This window comes from Streptomyces sp. NPDC001568 (assembly GCF_042893755.1).
GTDB lineage: Bacteria > Actinomycetota > Actinomycetes > Streptomycetales > Streptomycetaceae > Streptomyces.
Window position 1 is genome coordinate 116362 of sequence record NZ_JBIAVF010000023.1, and the last position, 26805, is coordinate 143166.

At 73.1% G+C, this 26805-nt stretch carries 11 protein-coding genes; 7 read left to right on the plus strand and 4 right to left on the minus strand.

The window, feature by feature from the left end; translation table 11 throughout:
- The first annotated feature begins 40 nt into the window (after positions 1-40).
- From ACFY0I_RS33750 to ACFY0I_RS33760, 3 genes are all read left to right on the plus strand, one after another.
- A complete protein-coding gene (locus ACFY0I_RS33750) occupies positions 41-1417 on the plus strand; it encodes a M1 family metallopeptidase (RefSeq protein ID WP_388902920.1) in 1377 nt (458 codons plus the stop codon).
- A gap of 153 nt (positions 1418-1570) precedes the next feature.
- Positions 1571-2533: a HAMP domain-containing sensor histidine kinase gene (locus ACFY0I_RS33755; protein ID WP_388902923.1), complete on the plus strand. Its 963-nt coding sequence runs from the start codon at positions 1571-1573 to the stop codon at positions 2531-2533.
- On the plus strand, positions 2530-3195 hold the full coding sequence (locus ACFY0I_RS33760; RefSeq protein ID WP_388902925.1) for a response regulator: 666 nt from the start codon (positions 2530-2532) through the stop codon (positions 3193-3195). The genes ACFY0I_RS33755 and ACFY0I_RS33760 overlap by 4 nt, the downstream gene beginning before the upstream one ends.
- 98 nt (positions 3196-3293) lie before the next feature.
- Here ACFY0I_RS33760 and ACFY0I_RS33765 read toward each other — a convergent pair whose 3' ends face one another.
- The 4 genes from ACFY0I_RS33765 to ACFY0I_RS33780 all read right to left on the minus strand — a co-directional run bounded on the left by ACFY0I_RS33765 (position 3294) and on the right by ACFY0I_RS33780 (position 8126).
- Positions 3294-4307 carry a hemolysin family protein gene (locus ACFY0I_RS33765; RefSeq protein WP_388902927.1) on the minus strand — a complete coding sequence of 338 codons (1014 nt, stop codon included), beginning with the start codon at positions 4305-4307 and terminating at the stop codon, positions 3294-3296.
- Complete coding sequence (locus tag ACFY0I_RS33770; RefSeq protein WP_388902929.1) at positions 4304-5644, minus strand: hemolysin family protein; 1341 nt, start codon at positions 5642-5644, stop codon at positions 4304-4306. The genes ACFY0I_RS33765 and ACFY0I_RS33770 overlap by 4 nt, the downstream gene beginning before the upstream one ends.
- A 272-nt stretch (positions 5645-5916) precedes the next feature.
- Positions 5917-6888, minus strand: a complete 972-nt coding sequence (locus ACFY0I_RS33775; RefSeq protein WP_388902931.1) for an alpha/beta hydrolase — start codon at positions 6886-6888, stop codon at positions 5917-5919.
- 290 nt (positions 6889-7178) lie between these two features.
- Entirely contained in the window at positions 7179-8126 is a 948-nt protein-coding gene (locus tag ACFY0I_RS33780) for a methionyl-tRNA formyltransferase (protein WP_388902934.1), read from the minus strand.
- A gap of 249 nt (positions 8127-8375) precedes the next feature.
- Here ACFY0I_RS33780 and ACFY0I_RS33785 point away from each other — a divergent pair, with 249 nt between their 5' ends.
- From ACFY0I_RS33785 to ACFY0I_RS33800, 4 genes are all read left to right on the plus strand, one after another.
- Complete coding sequence (locus tag ACFY0I_RS33785; RefSeq protein ID WP_388902936.1) at positions 8376-9728, plus strand: lysine N(6)-hydroxylase/L-ornithine N(5)-oxygenase family protein; 1353 nt, start codon at positions 8376-8378, stop codon at positions 9726-9728.
- 160 nt (positions 9729-9888) lie between these two features.
- Positions 9889-10872 (plus strand): iron-siderophore ABC transporter substrate-binding protein, encoded by a 984-nt coding sequence (locus ACFY0I_RS33790; RefSeq protein WP_388902939.1) that lies wholly within the window; start codon positions 9889-9891, stop codon positions 10870-10872.
- Between the two features lie 38 nt (positions 10873-10910).
- The gene (locus tag ACFY0I_RS33795) at positions 10911-26432 is read left to right on the plus strand and encodes an amino acid adenylation domain-containing protein (protein ID WP_388902941.1); all 15522 of its coding nucleotides are present in this window, start codon (positions 10911-10913) and stop codon (positions 26430-26432) included.
- Positions 26429-26638, plus strand: coding sequence for an MbtH family protein (locus tag ACFY0I_RS33800; RefSeq protein WP_281205492.1), 210 nt, complete (start codon positions 26429-26431; stop codon positions 26636-26638). Before ACFY0I_RS33795 ends, ACFY0I_RS33800 begins: the two co-directional genes overlap by 4 nt.
- Positions 26639-26805: the final 167 nt, after the last annotated feature.

A 26805-nucleotide genomic window follows, 5' to 3' on the forward strand; every position in this document is an offset into this window, starting at 1 on the left:
AGCACGTCGCACGAGCACAGCGCAGGGAGCGGAAGCGTCAGTGAACGGCCAGAGGACAGCGGCAGCCGACCCGTACTTTCCGGCCAACGGCGATCCCCGTTACCGCGTGCACCGGTACGAACTCGCTCTGGAATACCGGCCCGGTCCCAACCGGCTCGCCGGCACCGCCCGGATCAGCGCGATCGCCGGGCGGGCGCCGCTGACCGAGTTCGCGCTGGACCTCGCCGACTTCAAGGTCGGCCGGATCCAGGTGAACGGCCGGGCCCCGCACTACACGCACCGCAGCGGCAAGCTCCGCCTGCGGCCCGTGAAGCCGCTGCCCGCCGGCGCCGCCTTCACCGTGGAGGTGCAGTGGGCGGGCAACCCCAAGCCCGTGCGCAGCCCCTGGGGCGGCCTGGGCTGGGAGGAGCTGACCGACGGCGCGCTGGTGGCCAGCCAGCCCGTCGGGGCGCCGTCCTGGTACCCGTGCAACGACCGGCCCGCGGACAAGGCCTCGTACCACATCTCGGTGAACACGCCCTCCGCCTACGCGGTCGTGGCCGGCGGCCGGCTGCTGACCCGTACGACGCGGGCCAGCACCACCACCTGGGTGTACGAGCAGTCCGCGCCGACCTCCAGCTACCTCGTCGGGCTGTCCATCGGCCTCTACCAGACGGTCCTCCTCGGCGATCCCGGCCTCGACGGGGTGCCGCAGAGCGCCTACGTACCGGCGCACCTGCTGGCCCGGTTCTCCCGGGACTTCGCCCGCCAGCCCGCCATGATGCGGCTCTTCGAGGAGCTGTTCGGGCCCTACCCGTTCGGCGAGTACGCGGTGGTCGTCGCCGACGAGGAACTCGACGTCCCGGTCGAGGCCCAGGGGCTGTCCCTGTTCGGCGCCAACCACGTGGACGGCGTGCGCGGCTCGGAGCGCCTCATCGCCCACGAACTCGCCCACCAGTGGTTCGGCAACAGCGTGACCATCGCCGACTGGCGGCACATCTGGCTGAACGAGGGCCTCGCCAAGTACGCGGAATGGCTCTGGTCCGAGCGCTCCGGCGGCCACACCGCCCACGAACGCGCGGCCGTCGCCCACCGGGTGCTGGCCTCGCGGGCCCAGGACCTCAAGTTGGCCGACCCGGGTCGCAAGCTGATGTTCGACGACCGGCTCTACGAGCGCGGCGGACTCACCGTCCACGCGGTCCGCTGCGCCCTCGGCGACACCGCGTTCTTCCGCATGCTCCGCGACTGGACGGCCGCCCACCGGCACGGCGTGGTGACCACCGCGGCGTTCACCGCCCACGTCGCCCGCTACGCCGACGCGCCCGTCGACGAGCTGTTCGCGGCCTGGCTGTACGAGCCCGCGCTCCCGCCGCTGCCCGCCCCGCCGATACCGGCCAGGCCCGCCCACCCGCCGACCAACGGCGGCCACCGCGTCTGACGTCCGTCCCCGCCGGGCCGGCGGGGACGGCGGGGACGGCGGGGACGGACGCGGCCGGGGGAGGGCGACCGGGGTAGCGTCGACACGGGCGGACGCCGGACGCGGGACGCCGAACGCCGAACGCCGGACAAGCATCGAGGGGAGAGCGCGGTCGTGTCGCTGTACTGGCGCATCTTCCTGCTCAACGCGGCCGTCTTCGCCGTGGCCGTGCTGCTGTTGCTCGGCCCGGTCACCGTCTCCACGCCCGTCCTGCTCGGCGAGGCGATCGTGCTGGGTCTGGGACTCGCCGCCATGCTCGTCGCCAACGCCGTCCTGCTGCGCGTCGCCCTCGCCCCGCTGGCCCGGCTCGCCCGGGCCATGGCGTCGGTCGACCTGCTGCGCCCCGGGAGCCGCGCCCCCGTGGAGGGACCGGGGGAGATGGCCGAGCTCACCACCTCGTTCAACGCGATGCTGGCCCGCCTGGAATCCGAACGCGCCACCAGCAGCGCCCGCGCGCTGTCCGCCCAGGAGGCCGAACGGCGCCGCATCGCCCAGGAACTCCACGACGAGGTCGGCCAGACCCTCACCGCCGTCCTGCTCCAGCTCAAGCACACCGCCGACCGGGCCCCCGGCCCGCTGCGCGCCGACCTCCACCAGGTGCAGGAGACCACCCGGGCGAGCCTGGACGAGATCCGGCGCATCGCCCGCCGGCTCCGGCCCGGGGTCCTGGAGGAACTGGGCCTGCACAGCGCCCTGCGGGCCCTGGCCGCCGAGTTCAGCACGCCCTCGCTGACCGTGCGGCACCACTTCGCGCCCGGCCTGCCCACCCTGGACGAGGCCTGCGAACTGGTCGTCTACCGGGTCGCGCAGGAAGCCCTCACCAACGCGGCCCGCCACGCGCGCGCGAGCGAGGTGGAGGTACGGCTGTCCCACCGGCCGGCCGGAGCCGTCCGGCTCCTGGTCCGCGACAACGGCGCCGGCCTGGGCGCGGCCGTCGAGGGCGCCGGGATCCAGGGCATGCGCGAACGGGCCCTGCTCATCGGGGCGGGCCTCGCGCTCGACCCCGCGCCGCACGGCGGCACCGACGTACGGCTGGACGTACCCGCGGGCGGCGGGCCCCAGGAGGCACACCGATGAGCGCACCACGACCGGCCCCGACCCGGGTCCTGCTGGCGGACGACCACGCCCTCGTGCGGCGGGGCGTCCGCCTCATCCTCGACTCCGAACCCGACCTGACGGTGGTCGCCGAGGCCGGGGACGGCGCCGAGGCCGTCGCCCTGGCCCGGACGGGGGACGTGGACCTCGCCGTCCTGGACGTCGCGATGCCCCGGATGACCGGACTCCAGGCCGCCAGGGAGCTGTCCCGGGTGCGGCCGGGCCTGCGCATCCTCATCCTGACCATGTACGACAACGAGCAGTACTTCTTCGAGGCCCTCAAGGCGGGGGCGGCCGGTTACGTCCCGAAGTCCGTCGCCGACCGGGACCTCGTGGAGGCCTGCCGGGCCGCGATCCGGGACGAGCCGTTCATCTACCCGGGCGTCGAGACCACCCTGATCCGCAATTACCTGGACCGGGCCCGGCAGGGGAACCCGCTGCCCGCCCGGGCGATCACCGAGCGTGAGGAGGAGATCCTCAAGCTGGTCGCCGAGGGGCACTCCTCGAAGGAGATCGGCGATCTCCTCGTCATCAGCGCCAAGACGGTGGAACGCCACCGGGCGAACCTGCTCCAGAAGCTCGGCATGCGCGACCGCCTGGAACTCACCCGCTACGCGATCCGCGTCGGCCTGATCGAACCCTGAGGACCCGGCCCCGAGCCGGCACCGGGGCCGGCTCGACCGGGGCCGGGTCGATCAGGACCGATCAGGACAGGGTCGATCAGGCCCCTGTCGGCGCCCGGTCAGACGGACTCGCCGACGAGTTCCTCCAGGACGTCCTCCATGGTGACGAAGCCGATGACCGCCCCGCCCTCGTCGGTGACGGCGGCGAGGTGGGTTCCGGCGGCGCGCATGGCGTTCATCGTGTCGTCCAGCGGGGTGCCGCTGGGGACCTGTGTGACGGTGTGCATCGCGGAACGCGGGAACGGGGCGGTCCGGTCGGCGACGCCCAGGGCGTCCTTGATGTGGAGGAAGCCCATGATCTCGCCCTGCGGGCCGGCGACGACCAGGCGGGAGAAGCCGTGGTCGGCCGCGGTACGTTCCAGGCCGCGCGGGGTGGTCCCGTACGGGACGGTGACGAACTCGGCGCGCGGGATGGTGATCTCGCCGACGGGCCGCTTGCCGAGTTCCAGGGCGTCCCGCAGCCGCTCCCCGTCCTCGGGGCCGAGGAGCCCCGCGGCGCTGGAGTCCTTGACCAGGCGGGCGAGTTCCTCGTCCGTGAAGACCGCTCCGACCTCGTCCTTCGGCTCGACCTTCAGCAGGCGCAGCAGCGCGTTGGCGAAGGCGTTGATGCCGAACACGAACGGGCGCAGCGCCCGGGTGAGGGCGACCAGCGGCGGGGCCAGCAGCAGCGCGGTCGGCGCGGGGGCGGCGAGCGCGATGTTCTTCGGGACCATCTCGCCGATCAGCATGTGCAGGTAGGTCGCCGCGGCCAGCGCGACGACGAACGCGATCGGGTGGATCAGCGCCTCGGGCACCCCGACGGCCGCGAGGGGCGGTTCGAGGAGGTGCGCGATGGCCGGTTCGGCGACCGCGCCGAGGACCAGCGAGGAGACGGTGATGCCGAGCTGGGCGGTGGCCATCATCGCGGAGAGGTGTTCCAGCGCCCACAGGGTGGTGCGGGCGCGCCGGCCACCCTTGAGGGCGGCGGGCTCGATCTGGCTGCGACGGACCGAGATCAGGGCGAACTCGGCGCCGACGAAGAAGGCGTTGGTGATCAGCGTCAGTGCGCCGATCAGCAGCTGGACCGCGGTCATCGGTTCCCCTCCCCGGAGTCGGCGTCCTCATCGGATGCGGCGGGCGCGGTGACCGTGACCCGGTCGGCGCGGTGATGGTCTATGTCGAGGACGGTGAGTTCCCAGCCGTCGACGGTGACGGTGTCGCCCTCGACGGGGATCCGGGTCAGGCGGGTGGCGACCAGGCCGGCCAGTGTCTCGTACGGGCCCTCGGGGACGGCGAAGCCGATCTCCTCCAGCTCGTCGACGCGGACGCTGCCGTCGGCCTCCCACACCTTGCGGCCGGCGTGCTCGGGGCCCTCGATGAGGTCGGGGACCTCGACGGGGTCGTGCTCGTCGCGGACCTCGCCGACGACCTCCTCGACGATGTCCTCGACCGTGACCACGCCGGCGGTGCCGCCGTACTCGTCGATCACCACCGCCATGGTGCGGGCCTTGCGCAGGCGTCCGAGAAGGGTGTCCACGGGCAGGGAGTGCGGTACGAGGAGCGCCGAGGTCATCAGGTCGGCCACCGGGGTCAGCGGACGCTTGTCCTCGTCGAGGTCCAGGACGTCGCGGATGTGGACGGTGCCGACGACCTCGTCCAGGGAGTCGCGGTAGACGGGGAAGCGGGACAGGCCGGTGGCGAGCGTCAGGTTCGCGGCGTCGGCGGCCGTGGCGTGCAGCTCCAGCGCCTGGACGTCGATGCGCGGCGTCATGACGTTCTCGGAGGTCAGCTCGGCCAGGTGCAGGGTGCGCACGAACAGCTCGGCGGAGTCCGCCTCGATCGCGCCCTCGCGGGCGGAGTGCCGGGCGAGCGCCACCAGCTCCTCCGGGGTCCGCGCGGAGGCCAGCTCCTCGGCCGGCTCCAGGCCGAAGCGGCGTACGAGCCGGTTCGCGGTGTTGTTCAGATGGCGGATCAGCGGGGCGAAGGCGGCGGTGAAGCCGCGCTGCGGGCCCGCGACGACCTTCGCGACGGCCAGCGGCCGGGAGATCGCCCAGTTCTTCGGGACCAGCTCGCCGATCACCATCAGGACGATGGTCGACAGGGCCACGCCCAGCAGGGTCGCCGTGGTCGGCACGGCGCCGGCGGGCAGCCCGACGGCTTCCAGCGGGCCGCGCAGCAGGGCGGAGACGGACGGCTCGGCGAGCATGCCGATGACCAGCGAGGTCACCGTGATGCCGAGCTGGGCGCCGGACAGCTGGAAGGTCAGCCGCTTGGCGGCCTTCAGGGCGCTCTCGGCGCCGCGCTCACCTGCCGCGACGGCGCGTTCGAGCTCGCTGCGTTCGACGGTGGTGAGGGAGAATTCGGCGGCGACGAACACCGCGCACGCCAAGGTGAGTGCCAGGGCGAGGAGGAGCAGCAGGACTTCGGTCACCGTGCCACCTCCGCTTCCCGACTCTGCTGCGGGCTGGGCGTGGCACGGCGTGGACTGGGAGGTTCACCCATTGCGGGTCCTGCGCTCCATTCGCTACTCGTCGGACCTCGCTGGGCCCGGACCGTTGTGATTACGGACAGTATCCGCGAAACGATGGTAAAGGGCAAGTAAATTGCGCTGCCCGGCGGCCGCCCGCCGGCCGGTGGGCGGGCGTCCCGCGCGCGACGGTGGCCGCGCCCGGGACGCCGACGGCTCGACCCGAGGGCGCGACCCTACGCGAGGGCCTTGCGCAGGGTGTCGACCGCGAGCCCGATGGCGAGCTCGGCCCCCCGGGTCTCCCGGAGCGCGTTCAGCATCACGAAGTCGTGGATGACCCCCTGGACGCGCAGGGCCGTGACGGGGACGCCGGCGGCGCGGAGGCGGGCGGCGTAGGCCTCGCCCTCGTCGCGCAGGACGTCGGCCTCGGCGGTGATGACGAGCGCCGGCGGCAGGCCGGTCAGTTCCTCGGCGCCGGCGCGCAGCGGGGAGGCGGTGCTCCGGGCCCGCTCGGCCTCGTCGGTCGTGTACTGGTCCCAGAACCACTGCATGGCCTCGCGGCGCAGGAAGTAGCCCTCGGCGAACTGCCGGTAGGAGCCGGTGTCGAAGGCGGCGTCGGTGACCGGGTAGAAGAGGACCTGGTGGGCGATGCGGACGTCGCCGCGCTCCTTGGCCATGAGGGTGAGGGCGGCGCTCATGTTGCCGCCGACCGAGTCGCCGGCGACGGCGACGCGGGTTCCGTCGAGGTCCTTGGTCCGGCCTTCGCGGACGACCCATTGGGCGACGGCGTAGTTCTGCTCGATGGCGACGGGGTAGCGGGCCTCGGGGGAGAGGTCGTACTCGGGGAAGACGACGGCCGCCCCGGCGCCGACGGCGAGTTCGCGGACGAGCCGGTCGTGGGTGTGGGCGTTGCCGAAGACCCAGCCGGCGCCGTGGATGTAGAGGACGACGGGCAGGGGGCCGGTGGCGCCGCGCGGGCGGACGATCCGGGTCCGGACCTCACCGGTGGGACCGCCCCGGACGGTGACCCACTCCTCGTCGACGTCGGGCAGGGCGACGCCCTCGCCGTTCTGGACGTCGTCCACGGCCTTGCGGCCCTCGGCGACGGGGATCTGATGGAGGAAGGGCGGCTTGTCGGTGGCGTCGGCGAAGGCCTGGGCGGCTGCTTCGAGTACGGGCTGGTTCGGCTGGTCGGACCGGTTCGGCACGGGGCTCCTTCGCGGGGAGGCGGTACGGGCGCCGGCGTGGGCGGGCGTCCTGTCGGCAGCGTTCAGGATCACACCGCGACGAGTTCCCGCGCGGGGTTGGACGCCCCGCGCGCGGCGCGTCGACCTCGCGCCCGCCGGACCGTGCCCTCGTCGGCCCCACATGACGCCGCCGCCGTACGGAACGTGGGTTCCGTACGGCGGCGGCGATGGCCGGTCTGCCCGGGGCCATGGGCGGGCGACCGACACGACGAGGCGCCGACGGACGTGGCTCCGTCGGCTTCGGGAGGGGGTCAGGGGCGGTTGGTGAGGTACCCGCCCATGGAGGTGAAGTACTCGGTGGCGGGCAGCTCGCGGCCGTCCTCGGTGCGTACGCGGGTGATGGCCAGGCCGTGGTTGCGGCCGGTGCGGGCGTCGGCGCCGGCGACGATCGCCACGCCCTCGCCCTCGCGGTAGAAGACGCGGCCGGGGGTGCCGCCGTACAGACCCTCGGAGACGACGGCGGAGACGATCTCCAGGCGCTTGCCCTTGTGGAAGGTGAAGGCGCTCGGGTACGGGGCCGACTGGGCGCGCACCAGACGCTCCAGGACCTCCGCCGGCCAGCTCCAGTCGATCCGGATGTCCTCCTCGGCGCGCTTGTGGAAGAAGCTCGCCTGCGACCGGTCCTGCTTCGTGAACTCGCTCTCGCCGGCGGCGATGCGGTCCAGCGCGCCGACGGTGACCGGGGCGATGAGGTCGACGGTCTTGTGGAAGAGGTCGGTGGCCGTGTCGGTGGGACCGACCGCGACGGACCGCTGGAGCACGATGTCCCCGGCGTCGAGGACCTCGTCCATCATGTGCGCGGTGACGCCGACTTCGGTCTCGCCGTTGATCAGCGCCCAGATCAGGGGGGAGAAGCCGGCGTACTTCGGCAGCAGCGAGTCGTGCACGTTGAGCGTGCCGTGCCGGGGGAGGTCGTAGATGCGCGACGGTATGTACGTGCGCCAGTTGTTGGCGACGATGATGTCCGCGTCGGCTTCCTTGAGCCGCGCGAAGAGCTCTTCGTCGTCAGGGCGGTTGCGGATGACCACGGGGACACCGTGCTCCTCGGCGAGGTCCGCGACCGAGTCGCTCCAGATCTTCTCGTAGGCGTGCTCGCTCTTGGGGTGGGTGACGACCATCACCACATCGTGCTCGGAGTCCAGGAGCGCTTGAAGGGTGCGATGGCCCCAGGTCTGATAACCGAACATGACGACCCGCATGGAGGTTCCTCCTCTGAAGAGCGATAGATATCAAAGAAGTAAAGCAAGCCTTACCTAAGGATGCAACGTGCCTGATTTTAGGCGTCGTTTGGGCCTGCAATCCGCTATTTGTCCGCTTTGTCTGGTCGACAGGGTGGCGAGATCAGGTTAGCTTTACCTAAGTTCGCTCGGCCGCCGCTCGTCGGCGTGCCCTGCTCCACATTCTTCATCGACGCCTCACAGGCGGCTGTCCCGCACGATCGGAGTGACATGTCACAGGCTCTTCCTGCTGACGCACCGGTGATCCACGACCTCATAGGCATCGGCTTCGGCCCGTCCAATGTGGCCATGGCGATTGCTCTCACCGAGCACAACGCACGCGTCGGACGGCAGGAGGCGGTCACTGCTCACTTCTTCGAGAAGCAGCCGCGTTTCGGCTGGCACCGGGGCATGCTGTTCGAGGACGCGACCATGCAGGTCTCCTTCCTCAAGGACCTGGTGACGCTTCGGAACCCGTCGAGCGAGTACAGCTTCCTCTGCTACCTGCAGAGCCGGGGCCGCCTGATCGACTTCGTCAACCACAAGAACCTCTTCCCGCTGCGCGTCGAGTTCCACGACTACTTCGAGTGGGCCGCGGAGAAGGTCGACGACATGGTGTCCTACGGGCACGAAGTGGTCGCCGTCCAGCCGGTCGTGCGCGACGGCGTCATCGAGTACGTGGACGTGACGGCCCGTTCGGGCGACGAGCTCGTGACCCACCGCGCCCGCAACCTCGTCATCGGCACCGGGCTGCGCCCGTACATGCCGGAGGGCGTCGACCGCACCGACCGGGTCTGGCACAACTCCGACCTGCTGCGCCGCGTCGACGAGCTGGAGGGCACCGACCCGACCCGGTTCGTCGTCGTCGGAGCCGGCCAGAGCGCCGCCGAGAACGTGGCCTTCCTGCACCGCCGGTTCCCCGAGGCCGAGGTCTGCGCGGTGTTCGCCCGCTACGGCTACAGCCCCGCCGACGACAGCAAGTTCGCCAACCGCATCTTCGACCCCGCGGCCGTGGACGAGTACTACACCGCCCCCGGTGAGGTCAAGAGCAAGCTGATGAACTACCACGGCAACACGAACTACTCCGTGGTGGACATCGACCTGATCGACGACCTGTACCGCCAGTCGTACCAGGAGAAGGTGCTGGGCGAGGAGCGCCTGCGCTTCCTCAACGTGTCCCGCCTCTCGGAGGTCGTCGAGACCCCGGACAAGGTGCTGACCACCGTCGAGTCGCTCGTCTCCGGCGAGAAGACCCCGCTGGAAGCCGACGTCGTCGTCTACGCCACGGGCTACCGGCCCGCCGACGCCCTGGGCCTGCTCGGCGACGTGGAGGGCTACTGCCACCGCGACGACGAGGGCCGCGTCAGCGTCGAGCGCGACTACCGCATCACGACGGACCCCGCGCTCCGCTGCGGCATCTACCTGCAGGGCGGTACCGAGCACACGCACGGCATCACCTCGTCCCTGCTGTCGAACACCGCCATCCGGGTCGGCGAGATCCTGGACTCGGTGATCGAGCGCACCCCGAAGACCGCCGTCGGTGAAGCCGAACGCGTCGTCGACGGAGTCGGAACGTCCCGCTAGGGACCGCGTCCGCCCCGTCCCCACCACTCTCCCCTCCCGCCTGGCCACGCCGTCCGGCCGGGCGGGTGAGGCAAGCACCGTGAAAACCCCCGTGAAAGGAAAGCCCGTGTCCGTTGGGACCCGCCCCGCGCTGACGAGAGCCGTCAGAAACCTCCCCCGCGTGGCAGTTGCCGCCGCCGCCGCACTCGTCCTGAGCGCGTGCGGTGGTGGTGCCGAGAAGACCGAGTCGAAGCCGTCCGGTGAGGCGACCGCGAAGTCCGCGTCCTTCCCGGTCACCGTCGACCACAAGTACGGCAGCACGACCATCGAGGCCGAGCCGAAGAAGGTCGTCACCCTCGGTCTGTCGGACCAGGACGCCGTGCTCGCGCTCGGTGTGAAGCCCGTCGGCGCCGTCGCCTGGTTCAAGGAAGAGCCGTTCGGCAAGTGGCCGTGGGTGAAGGACCAGTGGGGCTCCACGCCGCCGCAGCTCGTGGGCGAGCGCGACGAGTACAACATGGAGAAGATCGCGGCCCTCAAGCCGGACCTGATCATCGCCCAGTACTCGGGCATGAAGAAGGAGCAGTACGACACCCTGTCGAAGATCGCCAAGGTCGTCGCGCAGCCCAAGGGCGCCGAGGACTACCAGGCGACGTGGCAGGTCATGACGAAGCAGATCGGCAAGGCGCTGGGCAAGGACGCCGAGACCGACAAGCTCATCTCCGGCATCGACGCCCGCTTCAAGGCCGTCCGTGACAAGCACCCGGAGTGGAAGGGCAAGACGGTCGCGGCCGGCGAGCCCTACGAGCCCGGCAAGTTCTCCGCGTTCTCGCCGAAGGACCCGAAGGTCGCCTTCCTGACCGAGATGGGCTTCACCACCACGGAGCTCTACCGCACCACGCTGGGCAAGGACGTCATCGCCGACCTCAGCTTCGAGCGGTTCGACGTCATGGAGGCCGACCGCACCGTGTGGCTCGGCACCGCCGAGACCGAGGCGCAGCTGAAGGCCGACCCGCTGTACACGAAGACCAAGGTCAACCAGGAGAAGCGGGACATCTTCCTGCCCTACGAGGGCCCGGACGTCGGTGCCGCGCTCTCCTTCAACACCGTGCTGAGCATCCCGTACGCCATCGACCAGGTCGTGGCGAAGCTCGAAGCCATCAAGTAACACCACCGACGCGCGACCAGGGAAAGGCCCTCTGAACGATGTTTGACGCCGAGTCCGACCGGATTCCTGCCATCGGGACCCCTGTCACCGGTGGGCAGTCCGGAATTTGGCTTGCTCAGCAGATCGAGCCGGACAGTTCGGCCTTCAACGTCTCGTTCACCCTGGACCTGCGCGGTGACGTCGACCTCGACCACCTGGCGGCCTCCGTGCGCCAGGTGGTCGAGGAAGCGGACTGCCTCCACGTCGTCTTCGCGACCGACGCGGACGGCAGCCCCCGTCAGGTTCCCCGCCGCCACCCCGTCGACGTCCCCGTCGTCGACCTGCGCGCGGAGACCGACCCCGAGGACGCCGCCTGGGAGTGGATGGGTGCCCACCGGACCCGCCCCCTGGACCTCGAGGCCGCTCCGCTGTTCTCCCACACCCTGCTGCGCCTGGCCGACGACCGGGTGCTGTGGTACCAGTGCTACCACCACCTCGTCATCGACGGCGTCAGCCTCGGTCTGCTCTCGCGTCGCGCGGGCGAGCTCTACACCGGTGCCCGCCCCGTCGCCCCCGTCTCCTGGGACGTGAACCGCCTCGTCGCCTCCGAGCAGGCCTACCGGGCCTCCGAGGACTACGTCGCGGACCGGGCGTACTGGCTGGAGCGTTTCGCCGACCGGCCGCGGCCGGTCCGGGTGGTCGAGCCCGGACAGAAGATCATCACGCGCCGCTACCGGCGCACCACCGAACTCTCCGAGGCGGCCACCGACCGCCTCAAGGCGGCCGCCCAGGCCTCCGGCGTGCGCGTGTCGCGCCTGCTGGTCGCCGCCGTGGCCGCCTACCTGCACCGCACCACCGGCGAGCAGGACCTCGTCCTCGGCCTGCCCGTCACCAGCCGACAGGACCGCGCCGTCCTGGGCGTCCCGGGCATGGTCTCCAACATCGTGCCGCTGCGGCTGTCCGTACGCCCCGGCACCACCGTGGGCGAGCTGATGGCCCAGACCGACGAGCGGATCGGCGAGGCCGTCGCGCACGGCCGCTTCCGCTCCGAGGAACTGGCCAAGGAACTCGGCCTCGTCGAGGGCGTGTCCGAGCTCGTCGGCCCCACCGTCAACATCCTTCCCGGCACCGACTGGCTGCGCTTTCGCGACCACCACTCCGACCTGCGTCCGCAGTGGCTCGGCGCGGTCAGCGACCTCGCCGTCACCGTCGGCGAATCCACCCGAGGCGCCGTCCGCGTGCTCTTCGACGCCGACGCCGACCAGTGCGACGAGGCGGGCCTGGTCGCCCACCAGGAGCGCTTCGGGGCCCTGCTCGACGCCTTCGCCGAGGACCCGGAGCGGCGCGTCGGCCACCTCGAACTGACCACCGCCGCCGAACGCGCGCTGCTGCTGGAGGACTTCGGCGTCTCCCCGAGCGAGTCCCCCGAACTGTCCTGGCCCGCCGCCTTCGAGGCGCAGGTCCGCCGCCGACCGGACGCCGTCGCGCTGGTCTGCGAGGACCGCGAACTGACCTACGCCGAGCTGGACGCCGCCGCCAACCGGCTGGCCCGCCTGCTCGCCGGTCGCGGCGTGGGCGCCGAGGACGTCGTCGGAGTGGCGCTGCCCCGCTCGCCCGAGCTCGTCACCGCCCTGCTCGCCGTGATGAAGGCCGGGGCCGCCTACCTGCCGCTGGACTCCGACCACCCGCAGGACCGCCTCGCCTACATGCTCCAGGACGCGGGGGCCCGTACGGTCGTCACCGCGCGCGAGCAGGCCGCGGGCCTGCCGGAGCTCCCGGGCCTGGAGCCGGTCCTGCTCGACGGGCCCGACACGGCCGCCGAACTCGCCGCGCAGGACCCGACCCCGCTCGGCCGGGACGTGCCGCTCGACCGGGCCGCGTACGTCATCTACACCTCCGGCTCCACCGGCCGCCCCAAGGGCGTCGTCGTGCCCCACGACGGCGTCGGCAGCCTCATCGCCACCGCCACCGAGCGGATCGGCATCACCGCCGACAGCCGGGTCGTCCAGTTCGCCTCCGTCGGCTTCGACGTGACGGTCTGGGACCTGATCATGTCGCTGTGCGTCGGCGGACGGATCATCGTCGTCCCCGCCGAACGCCGTGTCGCGGGTCCCGCGCTCACCGAGTACATCGCGGAGCACCGGGCGACCCACATGATCCTGCCGCCCTCGCTGGTCTCGGCGATGCCGCAGGACTGCGAACTCCCCGAGGGCGCAGTCCTCGTGGTCGGGACCGAGGCCGTGCCGAGCGAGCTCATCGCCCGCTGGTCGCACCGCCTGCAGATCGTCGTCGCCTACGGCCTGACCGAGGCGAGCGTCAACTCCACGCTGTGGCTCGCCCGTCCGGACTGGCAGGGTCCCGTCCCGATCGGCGAACCCGACCCCAACACCCGTGCCTACGTGCTGGACTCCGCGCTGCGGCCCGTCCCCGTCGGCGTCGAGGGCGAGCTGTACGTCGCCGGCCGCGGCCTGGCCCGCGGCTACCTCGGACGCTTCGGCCTGACCTCCGAGCGTTTCGTCGCCGACCCGTTCGGCGAGCCCGGCACCCGCATGTACCGCACCGGCGACCGGGTCCGGTGGACCGCCGAGGGCAACCTCGACTTCCTGGGTCGGGCCGACGGCCAGATCAAGATCCGCGGCCACCGCATCGAGCCCGGCGAGATCGAGAGCGCCTTCATGGCCTGCTCCGGGATCGCCCAGGCCGCCGTACTGGTCCGCGAGGACCAGCGCGCCGCCAAGCGGCTCGTCGCCTACCTCGTCGCCGACGCCTCGCTGGACGCCACCGGAGCCGAGGCGGCCGTCACCGCGGCCCGCGCCGAGGTCGCGCAGGGCCTGCCCGACTACATGGTGCCCTCGGCCGTCGTCCGGATGGACGGCCCGCTGCCGCTGACCCCCAACGGCAAGCTCGACGCCCGCGCCCTGCCCGACCCGCGGTGGACCGCGATGACCGGCGACGCCGCCCCCACCACCCCGGCCGAGACCGCCCTGGCGGACCTCTTCGCCGAGGTCCTCGGGCTGGCCTCGGTCGGTGTCCACGACAGCTTCTTCGAGCTCGGCGGCGACAGCATCGTCGCCATCCAGCTCGTCACCCGCGCCCGCGCGGCCGGGCTCGCGATCAGCCCCCGTGAGGTGTTCCGCCTCCGGACCGTCGCCGCCCTCGCCCGCGCCGCCGGTGACGCCCCGGCGCAGGCGCCGGCCACCGCCGCGCCGGTCGAGCCGTTCTCCCTGGTCCCGCTGACCGCCGAGGACCGCACCGAGTTCGCCGCCGGCATCGGCGACCTGCTCGACGTGGTCCCGGCCACCCCGTTGCAGGAGGGTTTCTTCTTCCACGCGGTCATGGACCGCGACGGCGCCGACGGCTACGCCGTCCAGGACACCGTCGAGCTCGGCGGCGACGTCGACCCCGAGGCCCTGCGGGCCGCCGTCCAGCGCCTCCTGGACCGGCACCCGCTGCTGCGCGCCGCCTTCCGCCAGCACCCCGACGGCCCCGTGGTCCAGGTCATCGGCGCCGACGTCGCCGTCCCCTGGCGGTTCACCGACCTGAGCGGCCAGGACACGGACCGGCAGCATGCCGCCGTCCTGGAGACCGCCGCCGCCGAGCGCGACCGCGGCTTCGACCTGGGCGCCCCGCCGCTGATGCGCGCGGCCCTGGTCCGGCTCGGCGCCGAGCGGTCCCTGCTGATCCTGACGATGCACCACATCATCGTCGACGGCTGGTCCGTCTCCCTGGTCATGCGGGAACTGCTCGACGGCTACCGGCCCGGCGTCCCCGCCGCGGCGGCCGTCGTCGACCCGGTCTACCGCGCCTACACGGGCTGGCTCGCCGGCCGCGACCGCGAGCTGGCCCGCACCGCCTGGCGCGACGCCCTCGCCGGACTCGACGCCACCGACGGACTCCCGTACCGCGCCGGGCTGACGCCCGGCGCCGGATCCGGTCGGATCACCGTGGAGCTGGACGCCGCGCGGACCGAGGCGCTCACCGCCCGGACGCGGGGCCTCGGGCTCACCCTCGCCTCCGTGGTACAGGGTGCGTTCGGCCTGGTCCTCGGCGATGTCGTCGGTGCCCAGGACCTGGTCATCGGCACCACCGTGTCCGGCCGTCAGGCGCCCGTCGAGGGCATCGAGTCCCTCGTCGGCCTGCTCATCAACACCGTGCCCGCCCGGCTGACCCGGCGCCCCGAGCAGTCCCTCGCCGAGGTCCTCGCCGCCTTCCAGGACGGCCAGGCCGAACTGCTGGACCACCAGCACCTCGGGCTCTCCGAGATCCAGCGGGCCGTCGGCCGCGGCGACCTGTTCGACGCGCTCGTCGTGGTGGAGAACCTGCCCGACGCGGGTGACGTGTCCGACCCGCGGGGCCTGGTCCGGATCCTCGGATCCAGCATCGACGATTCGGTGCACTACCCGCTGGCCCTCACGGTGATGCCCGGCGAAACGATCCGCCTCCAGCTCGACCACGACCCGGCCCGCCTCGACGCCCGCGCGGCCGCCCGGTTCGCCGACCGGCTCCTCACCGTGCTGGAACAGGTCACCACCGACCCGGAGCTGCCCGTCGGCCGGATCGCCACCCAGCCCCCGCAGGAGCTGCGCACCACCCTCGCCGTCCTCGCCGGCGCCGAGCGCCGACTGCCCGCCGCCACCGTGCACGGGGCGTTCGAGGAGCAGGCCCGCCGCACCCCCGACGCCGTCGCCCTGGTCGACGAGGACGGCCGCACCACCTACGCCGAACTGGACGCCCGGGCCGAGACGTTGGCGCGTCGGCTCGCCGCCCTCGGGGTGGCCGCCGAATCGGTCGTGGCCGTCGCCGTACCGCGCTCCGCCGCCTCCCTGACCGCCCTGCTGGCCGTGATGAAGGCCGGCGCCGCCTACCTGCCCGTCGACGTCGACTACCCCGCCGAGCGGGTCCGCCACATGCTGTCCGACTCCGGCGCCCGCACCGTCGTCACCACCGGGCCGGCCCTGGCCAAGCTGCCCGCCCTCGACGGCGTCACCCCGGCCCTGATCGACGACGCCGCGGCCGCGCCGGCGGTCGCCGCGCTCGCGCCCGTCGACCCGGACGGCGCCGCGTACGTCATCTACACCTCCGGCTCCACCGGTCTGCCCAAGGGCGTCGTGGTCCCGCACCAGGCCGTCGTCGGTCAGCTCGCCTGGACCGCCGAGGAGTTCGGCTTCGGGCCCGGCGAGCGGGTGCTGCACCAGTACTCGACCAGCTTCGACCCCTCCGTGCAGGAGATCTTCGTACCGCTGATCACCGGCGGCACCGTCGTCATCGCCCGGCCCGACGGCCACCGCGACCCGGCCTACCTCGCCGAGCTGATCCGCGCCGAACGCGTCACCAACGTCGACCTGGTGCCCTCGCTGTACACCGCCCTGCTCGCCGAGGACGGCGACGGCGCCCCCTGGTGGGCGAGCCTGCGCCGTGCCTTCAGCGGCGGCGAGGCCCTGCCCGTCCCGCTCGCGCGGCGCTGGCAGGAGCGCACCGGCGTGCCCCTGCACAACGTGTACGGGCCCACCGAGGCCGTCATCCAGGTCACCAGCTGGCAGGCCGGCGCCGAGCCCGCCGACGCGGCCACCGTGCCGATCGGCCGGCCCGTGTGGAACACCCGGCTGCACGTCCTCGACCGGTACCTGCGCCCGGTCGCCCCGGGCGAGTCGGGTGAGCTCTACCTCGCGGGCGCGCAACTCGCCCGCGGCTACCACGGACGCACCGCGCTCACCGCGGAGCGGTTCGTCGCCGATCCGTTCGGCACTCCGGGCGCGCGGATGTACCGCACCGGAGACATGGTCCAGTTCGACGCGGACGGCGTGCTCACCTACCTCGGGCGCACCGACCACCAGGTCAAGATCAGGGGAAACCGGGTGGAACTCGGCGAAATCGAAGCACGGCTGCGGGACGAGCCGGCCGTCGGCGACGCGGTGGTCGTCGCCCGCGACGACGAGCGCGGGGTCAAGCAACTGGTGGCCTACCTGGTCCCCGGCAGGGACGGTCGGGCCGACGCCCTCGACACCGAGGCCGTGCGCGCCGCGCTGACCGCCAAGCTGCCCGCGCCCATGGTGCCCAGCCACTTCGTCGCCCTCGACGCCCTGCCGCTCACCCCCGGCGGCAAGACCGACCTGTTGGCCCTGCCCGCCCCCACGGTCCGCCGCAAGGCGGCCGCCCGCACCTCCCGCGAGGGCCGCGAGCAGCAGCTCTGCGCGATCTTCGCCGAGGTCCTCGGTCTCGACGCGGTCGACGCCGACGAGGACTTCTTCATGCTCGGCGGCGACAGCATCCTGTCCATGTCCGTCGCGAGCCGGGCCCGCAAGGCCGGCCTGTCGGTCAGCCCCCGCGAGGTCTTCGAGCACCGCACCCCGGCCGCCCTCGCGTCCGCCACCGGCGCCGCCGACACCGCGACCGCCCCGGCCGCCGACACCGACGGCGTCGGCGACATCACCCTGCTGCCGATCGTCCACCAGCTCCGCGAGGACGGCGGCCCCATCGGCCGGTTCAACCTGTCGATGCTGCTCCAGGCCCCCGCCGCCGCCGACACCGACACCCTGGCCCGGGTCCTCCAGGCCGTCCTGGACCACCACGACGGCCTGCGCACCCGGCTGACCCGGATGGACCTCGGCCCGGCCATCCCGGCCCTGTGGTCCGCGCTCACCACCCCGGCCGGCAGCGTCGACGCCGCCGCCCTGCTGCACCGCGTCGACGCCGGCGGCCTCGACGCCGCCGCCCTGCGCGCCCTGATCACCACCGAGTCCGACGCCGCCGCGGGCCGCCTCGACCCCGACACCGGCGCCATGGTCCGGGCCGTCTGGTTCGACGCGGGCACCGACACCCCCGGCCGACTGCTGCTCGTCGTCCACCACCTGGTCATGGACGGCGTGTCCTGGCGCGTCCTGCTCGGCGACCTCGCCGCGGCCTGGGACGCCGAGGTCCGGGGACGCCGGCCCGAGCTGGAACCCGTACCCTCCTCGCTGCGCCGCTTCGCCCGGGAGATCGCCGAGCAGGCCACCTCCCCGCAGCGCCAGGCCGAACTCCCTTACTGGGCCAAGACCCTGGCCCCCGGCGCCGAACTCGTCCCCGGCGCCGACCGGACCGGCACCGCGGGTGACGCGCGGGACCACACCGTCACCCTCAGCACCGACGAGACCCGCGCGCTGCTCACGTCGGTGCCCGCCACCGCCGGCGCCGACGTCACCGAGGTCCTCCTCGCCGCACTGCGCCTGGCCGTCTCCCGGCGGCGCGCCGCCACCGGCGGCGACCCGGCCGCCGACCTGCTCGTCGACCTGGAACGCCACGGCCGCGACGGCACCGCCCTGGACCTGTCCCGCACGGTGGGCTGGTTCACCGGACTGCACCCCGTCCGGCTGCCCGCCGCCGACGGCGCCCTGGACACCCTCAAGGCCGTCAAGGAGTCCGTCCGCTCGGCCCCCGACTCCGGCGCCGGCTACGGCATGCTGCGCTACCTCAACCCGCAGCTCGCCCCGGTCTTCGCCCAACTGTCGACCGCCCAGGTGTTGTTCAACTACTTCGGCCGGCTCCCCGCCGACCAGGCCGTCGACTGGGCGCCCGCCGCCGAATCCGACGCCCTGTCCGTGGAACCGGACGCGGGCCTGGCCATGCCCTACCCGCTCCAGATCAACGCGGTCTGCGCGGACACCCCGAACGGCCCCGAACTGCGCGCCACCTGGACCTGGCCCGCCGGCCGGGTCCTGGGCGAGGACGACGTCCGCGCCCTCGGCCTGGCCTGGGCCGAGGCCCTGCGCGAACTCATCGCCCAGGCCGCCGGCTCCGACTCCACCACCGGCTCCCTGACCCCCTCCGACCTGCCGCTCGTCCAGCTCACCCAGGCCGAGATCGACCGGGTCGCCCAGGTCAGCCCCGTCCCCGTCGCCGACATCTGGCCGCTGTCCCCCCTCCAGGAGGGCATCCACTTCCACGCCAGCTACGACACGGACGGCCTGGACGTCTACACCGCCCAGGACTGCTTCGACTTCGGCCACCGTCTGGACCTGGACCGGCTGCGCGGCGCCACCGCCGCCCTGCTGGCCCGGCACCCCAGCCTGTGCGCCGGCATCACCTCCGACGGCCTGCCCGCCCCCGTGCAGTTCGTCGGCCCGGCCGCCGAGGTCCCCGTACCGCTCACCGAGACCGACCTGACCGGCCTCACCGAGGAACAGCGCCGGGCCCGCCTCGTCGAGATCTCCGACGCCGACCGGCTGCGCCGCTTCGACCTGGCCTCGCCCCCGCTGTTCCGGCTCCGGCTGATCCGGCTCACCGAGAACGCCGACCGCCTCATGCTCAGCCACCACCTGGTGGCCTGGGACGGCTGGTCCCAGTCCCTGTTCCTCGACGAACTCCTCGCCCTGTACGCCGCCGCCGGCGACGACACCGGGCTGCGCACCCCGGGCAGCTACCGCGACTACCTGACCTGGCTCGCCGAGCAGGACTTCGACGCCGCCCGCGCCACCTGGGGCACCGCCCTCGCCGGACTCGACGAGCCGACCCTGGTCGCCCGCGGCCGCGGCGGCGAACCCACCATCCCGCGCCGGCACGCCCTCGACCTCGGCGCCGACCTCAGCGACCGGCTCCGCGGCACCGCCCGCGAACACGGCCTCACCATCAACGCCGTCCTCTCCGCGGCCTGGGCCCTGGTGCTGTCCGCCGCCGTCGGCAGCGACGACGTCGTCTTCGGCGCCACCGTCGCCGGCCGCCCGGCCGACGTGCCCGGCGCCGACACCACCATCGGCATGTTCCTCAACACCGTCCCGCTGCGGATCTCCCTGCGTCCCGAGGAGTCCGTCGGTCAACTGCTGCGCCGGATCCAGACCGAGCGCATGGCGCTCATGGACCACGAGTACCTGGGCCTGGCCGAACTCCAGCGGGCCGGCGGCCACCCCGTGCTGTTCGACACCCTGTACGTGCTCCAGAACTTCGCCGACGAGGGCGCGTTCCGCGAGCTCACCGACCGGCACGGCATCACCGGAGTGGGCAGCGTCGACGCCACCCACTACCCGATGACCCTCATCGTCAACCCGGCCGAGCGCGTCCAGGTCAAGCTGGAGTACCGCCCCGACCTCATCGACGACGACCGGGCCGCCGCCACCCTGAACCGCTACCGGACCCTGGTCGAGCGGCTCCTCGGCGACCTCACCGCCCCCGTCGGCGCCCTGGACCTGCTGCTCCCCGACGAGCACGCCGACCTGACCGCGGCCTGGGCCGCCAGCAACGAGCCCGTCCCCGACGAGACCGTCGCCGACCTGCTCGCCGGCCAGGTGGCCCGCACGCCGGACGCCGTCGCCCTCGTGTTCGGCGACACCGCCCTCACCTACGCCGAACTCGACGCCCGGATCAACCGCACGGCCCGCCTGCTGCTGGCCCGCGGCGCCGGCCCCGAGCGGACGGTCGCCCTCGCGCTGCCCCGCTCCATCGAGATGGTCGTCTCCCTGTTCGCGGTCCTGCGCACCGGCGCCGCCTACCTGCCGCTCGACCTGGACCACCCCGCCGACCGGCTCCGCCTGATGGTCGAGGACACCGGGCCGCTGTGCCTGCTCACCACCCTCGCCGTCGCCCCGACGCTGCGCGCCGACTCCGGGCCGCTCGCCCCCGAGGTCGCCCTGGACGACCCGGCCGTGGTCGCCGAACTGGCCGCCCTGCCCGGCGCCGAGGTCACCGACGCGGAACGCCCCGCCTTCGCGCACGGCGTCCCCGGCCGGCTGGAGCACCCGGCGTACGTCATCTACACCTCCGGGTCCACCGGCAAGCCCAAGGGCGTCGTCACCCCCTACCGCGGTCTGACGAACATGCAGCTCAACCACCAGGTCGAGGTGTTCGATCCGGCCATCGCCTCCACCGGCGGACGCCGCCTGCGGATCGCGCACACCGTCTCCTTCGCCTTCGACATGTCGTGGGAGGAGCTGCTCTGGCTCGTCGAGGGCCACGAGGTCCACGTCTGCGACGAGGAACTGCGCCGCGACGCCGAGGCCCTGGTCGCCTACTGCGACGACCACCGCATCGACGTCGTCAACGTCACGCCCACCTACGCCCAGTTGCTCATCGAGGAGGGCCTCCTCGACCACGACGAGGCCGCCGGCAAGCACCGCCCCGCCCTCGTCCTGCTCGGCGGCGAAGCCGTCTCCGACACCGTCTGGAACCGCCTCGCCGAGACCGACGGCACCTACGGCTACAACCTGTACGGCCCCACCGAGTACACGATCAACACCCTCGGCGGATCCACCGCCGACAGCGCCACCCCCACCGTCGGCCGCCCCATCCGCAACACGCGCGGCTACGTCCTGGACGCCATGCTGCGCCCCGTCCCGCCCGGCTGCCCCGGCGAGCTGTACATCGCCGGCACCGGCCTGGCCCGCGGCTACCACGACCGGCCCGGCCTGACCGCCGAGCGGTTCGTCGCCGACCCGTTCGGCGCCCCCGGCGAGCGCATGTACCGTACGGGCGACCTCGTACGGCAGCGTCCCGACGGCCTGATCGACTTCCTCGGCCGCACCGACGACCAGGTCAAGATCCGCGGCTACCGCATCGAACTCGGTGAGATCGCCACCGCCCTGTCCGCGCACCCCGACGTGGCCCACGCCGCCGTCGTCGTGAACGAGCGGGCGGCCGGCAAGCGCCTGGTCGGCTACGTGGTCCCCGAGGACGGCGCCGAACGCGCCGAGGCCCTCACGCAGAGCCTGCGCGAGCACCTCAAGGCATCCCTGCCCGACTACATGGTCCCGGCTGCCCTGGTGGCCGTCGACACCCTGCCGCTCACCGTCAACGGCAAGCTCGACACCAAGGCCCTGCCCGCCCCCGAGTTCGCCGGCGCCGGCGCCGGACGCTCCCCGCGCACCCCGCGGGAGGAGACCCTCTGCGCCCTGTTCGCGGAGGTCCTCGGCCTCACCGAGGGCAGCGTGGGCATCGACAGCAACTTCTTCGAGCTGGGCGGGCACTCGCTCCTCGCCACCCGACTGATCGCCCGGGCCCGCACCGCGCTCTCCGCCGAACTGGCCATCCGGGACCTCTTCGAGGCCCCGACCGTCGCCGAACTCGTCGAGCGCGCCGCCGGCTCGCAGGCCGACGCACGCCCCGCCCTGGTGGCCGGCGAGCGCCCCGAGGAACTGCCGCTCTCCCACGCCCAGCAGCGCCTGTGGGTCATCCAGCAGCTGGAGGACACCTCCGCCGCGTACAACTTCCCGCTGGTCATGCGGTTGCGCGGAGACCTCGACGTCACCGCCTGGCGGGCCGCGCTGGCCGACGTCACCGACCGCCACGAGGCCCTGCGCACCCTGTTCGTCGAGCGCGACGGCCAGGCCCACCAGCGGGTCCTGCCCGCCGGCCGGTCCCACCCGCCGGTGGAGCACCTGCGCGCCACCGAGGAGGAGGCCGCCGCCCTGGTCGACGCGGCCATCAACCGGCCCTTCGACCTCGCCGCCGAACTGCCCCTGCGCGTCACCGTCATCGAGGTGGCGCCCGAGGAGCACGTCGTCGTGATCCTCCTGCACCACATCACCACCGACGAGTGGTCGGACCGCCCCTTCCTCGGCGACCTCGCCGCCGCCTACGCCGCCCGCCGCACCGGCCGCGTCCCGCACTGGGAGCCGCTGCCCGTCCAGTACGCCGACTACGCGCTCTGGCAGCGCAAGCTGCTCGGCGACCCGGCCGACGCGCAGAGCCTGGCAGCCCGCCAGCTCGACCACTGGCAGCGCACCCTGGACGGCGCCCCCGAGGAACTGGAACTGCCCACCGACCGGCCGCGCCCGGCCCGCCCCGCCTTCACCGGCGCCGAACTCGACATCGCGTTCGACGGCGAGGCCTACCAGGACCTGAAGCGGCTGGCCAAGGACAACGGCGTCAGCATGTTCATGGTGGTCCACGCGGCCGTCGCGACCCTGCTGCACCGCCTCGGGGCCGGCACCGACATCCCGCTCGGCTCGCCCATCGCCGGACGCGGCGACGAAGCCCTCGACGACCTCGTCGGCTTCTTCGTCAACACCCTGGTCCTGCGCACCGACCTCGGCGGCGACCCCACCTTCACCGAACTGCTCGCCCGGGTCCGCGACACCGACCTGGCCGCGTTCTCGCACGCCGACGTGCCCTTCGAGTCGGTCGTGGAGAAGCTCAACCCGACCCGCTCGCTGGCCCGCAACCCGCTGTTCCAGGTGATGGTCGGCTACCACGCCCGCACCGAGGGCGAACTGGACCTGGCCGGCCTGGCCGTCGAGTACGTGCCCTTCCGGATCCGCTCCGCCAAGTTCGACCTCGTGTTCAGCTTCACCGAGCAGACCTCCGCCGACGGCGAGGCCGGCTCGCTGGTGTGCCGCCTTGAGTTCGCCACCGAGCTCTTCGACCAGGACACCGCCGAGCGGATCGGCGAACGCCTCACGGCCCTGACCGGAGCCCTCGCGGCCGCCCCGGACCGGCCCGTGTCCGCCGCCCCGCTCCTGGTGGGCGACGAACGCGACCTCGTCCTGGACGGCTTCAACGGCGGCCCCCGCGAGGTGGACGAACTGTCGCTGCCCGCCCTGTTCGCCCGGCACGTCGCCGAGCGGCCCGGCGCCGTCGCCGTCGTCGACCGCGACACCCACCTCGACTACGCCGCGCTGGACGCCCGGTCCAACCGGATCGCCCACCTGCTGGCCGCGCAGGGCGTCGGCGTCGAGAGCGTCGTCGGCGTGGCCGTGCCCCGATCGGCCGACATGATCGCCACCGTGCTGGCCGCGCTGAAGCTGGGCGCCGCCTTCCTGCCGCTGGACCTGGTCCACCCGCAGGACCGGCTCGGCTACATGATCGAGGACTCCCGGACGACCCTGGTCGTCGGCACCGGACCGGTGGCCGGGAAGATCCCCGCCACGGACGTCCCCGTCCTGCTGCTCGACGCGCCCGGCACCGCCGCCGCCCTGGCCCTCCAGCCGACCACCGCCGTACCCGCCCCGCCGGTCGCCCTGGACCAGGCCGCGTACGTCATCTACACCTCCGGCTCCACCGGCCGGCCCAAGGGCGTCGTCGTCCCCCACGAGGGCATCTCCAGCCTCGTCGCCACCGCCGTCGACCGGATGGGCCTGGAAGCCGACAGCAGCGTCCTGCAGTTCGCCTCCATCGGCTTCGACGTGTTCGTCTTCGAACTCGCGATGGCGCTCTGCCACGGCGGCCGCCTCGTCCTCATCACCGACGAGGCCCGCGTGGCCGGACCGGCCCTCACGGACTTCCTGGCCGTCCACGGGATCAGCCACATGATCCTGCCGCCGTCCCTGGTGTCCGCGCTGCCCGCCGGCTGCGAACTCCCCGAAGGATCGACCGTCCTGGTCGGCACCGAGACGGTGCCGCCGGATCTCTTCGAGCGGTTCGGCGCCACCGCGAACCTGATCTGCGCCTACGGACTCACCGAGGCCACCGTCAACTCCACCCTGTGGCCCTCGCGCGGCGCGGAGCTGCGGCCCGGCGCCCGCGTCCCGATCGGCGCCCCCGACCCGAACACCCTCGCCTACGTGCTGGACGATCGGCTCCAGCCCGTCCCGCCCGGCGTGGTCGGCGAACTGTACGTGTCCGGGCGCGGCCTGGCCCGCGGCTACCTCGGCCGCTTCGGCCTGACCGCCGAGCGGTTCGTCGCCGACCCGTTCGGCGCCCCCGGCAGCCGCATGTACCGCACCGGTGACCGGGCCCGCTGGCGCCGCGACGGGAACCTCGACTTCCTGGGCCGCGTCGACACCCAGGTCAAGATCCGTGGCTTCCGCATCGAACTCGGCGAGATCGAGGCCGCGCTCGTCGCGCACCCCGCCGTCAGCCAGGCCACGATCGTTCCCGACCGGGCCGGCGACATCGTCCGTCTCGTCGGCTACGTCGTCCCGGAGAACGGCGTCCTCGACCCGCAGGACGTCCGGGCGCACGTCGCCGGACAGCTGCCCGAGTACATGGTGCCCGCGCTCGTCGTCACCCTGGACGGCCCGCTGCCGCTGACCCCCAACGGCAAGCTCGACCACAAGGCGCTGCCCGCGCCCGACTGGTCCGGGATGACCGGCGGGGCCCGCCCGGTCGGCGCCACCCAGGCCAAGCTCGCCGCCCTGTTCGGCGAGATCCTCCAGCTCGACGAAGTCGGCGTCCACGACAACTTCTTCGCCCTCGGCGGCCACTCCATGGCCTCCATGCGCCTCCTCGGCCGCATCCGCGCCGAGTTCGGCGTCGAGCTGAGCATCCGCGACGTCTTCGACGCCCTGACCGTCGCCGGTCTCGCCGCCAAGCTCGACGGCGCGGCCGCCGCCCGCCCGGCCCTGCGCCCGGCGGCCCCCGGCACCGACACCACGGGACCGGCCCCCGTACAGCGCCCGCAGTGGGAGGCGCACCGGCGCTGGGAGGGCTTCGACCACGGGCTGGTGCTCCGCTCGCCCGGCGCCCTGGACCCGGCCGCCCTGGCAGCCGCCCTCGACGACGTCGTCACCCGCCACGAGCCGCTGCGCACCCGCTTCACCGAGCAGGACGGCGCCGTACGCCGCGAACCCGCCCCCCACCCGGCGCTGGAGACCGAAACCTGCGCCGACCTCGACACGCGGCTCGGCGAACTCGCCGCGCTGCACCCCGATCTGACCCGCGAGGCTCCGCTGCGGGCACGGCTGCTCACCGGAGCCTGCGGCGAACAGGCCCTGCTGATCACCGCGCACTACCTCGCCGTCGACGAATGGTCCGTCGTCCCGCTGTTCCGCGACCTCACCGAGGCCTACGAGGCCCGCGAACAGGGCCGCGCCCCCGACTGGGAGCCGCTGCCCGTCAGCTACTCCGACTACGCGACCTGGGCCGAGCAGGTCATCGGCGACCTCGCCGACCCCGCCGGTCTCGGCGCCCGCCAGCTCGCCTGGTGGCAGGAGAACCTGGCCGGCGTCCCGGAGGAGCTCGCGCTGCCCGTGGACCGGCCGCGCCCGCAGGCCCCGGACGTACGCGGACCGGGCGGCGACTACGTCTCCTTCGTCCTGGACGAGCAGCTGCACGCCGACGTGGACGCGCTCGCCCAGTCCACCGGTACCAGCATGTTCATGGTGTTGCACTCGGCCCTGTCGGCCCTGCTCACCGCCCACGGTGCGGGCACCGACCTGCCGATCGCTACGATGGTCGCCGGCCGGGGTGAGGAGCAGCTCGCCGACCTCGTCGGCTGCTTCTTCAACACGGTGGTGCTGCGCACCGACACGGCGGGGGACCCCACTTTCGCCGAACTGCTGGGCCGGGTGCGGGAGATCACGCTCAGCGCCCTGGACCGGCAGGACGTCCCGTTCGACGCGGTCGTCCGTGCCACGGCGCTGCCCGACGAGGGACCGCAGGTCATGGTGATCCACCACGAACAGGCGGACCTCGGACAGTTGGAGGGCGGCGTGGGCTCCTTCCACGCGGTGCCGACCGGCTCGGCGAAGGCGGAGCTGACGCTCAGCTTCTACGAGCCGCGCGGCGACGGACCGGTCCACTGCGAACTGATCCACGCCACCGACCTGCTCGGTCGGGCCAAGGCCCGCCGGCTCGCCGAAGAACTTCACCGGTTGCTGCGCCATGTGGTGGCCGAACCCGGACAGCCGCTCTCGGAGCTGTTCACCGTTATGTCCATGAGGAGTGAGAACGCATGACCACCAACCCGTTCGAGGACCCGCAGGGCCGCTTCCTGGTCCTCGTCAACGACGAGAACCAGCACTCGGTGTGGCCGGCCTTCGCCCAGGTGCCGGCGGGCTGGCGGACCGTCTTCGGTGAGGACACCCGGGACGCGTGCCTGACCTACGTCGAGACCAACTGGACCGACCTGCGCCCCGCGAGCCTGGCCGCCCAGCAGGCCTGATCCCGCGCCCGGCACCACGACGCCGCCCGCGGTGAGGAACCCTCCTCGCCGCGGGCGGCGTCCGTGCGTTGCGGCCCGGGGCCGTGGCGCAGGGGGCGGTGCGGCGGCCTCGCGCCCGCTCGCCGGACCCGGCGGCGCGACCGCGCCGTCGCCCGGCCCGGGACCGC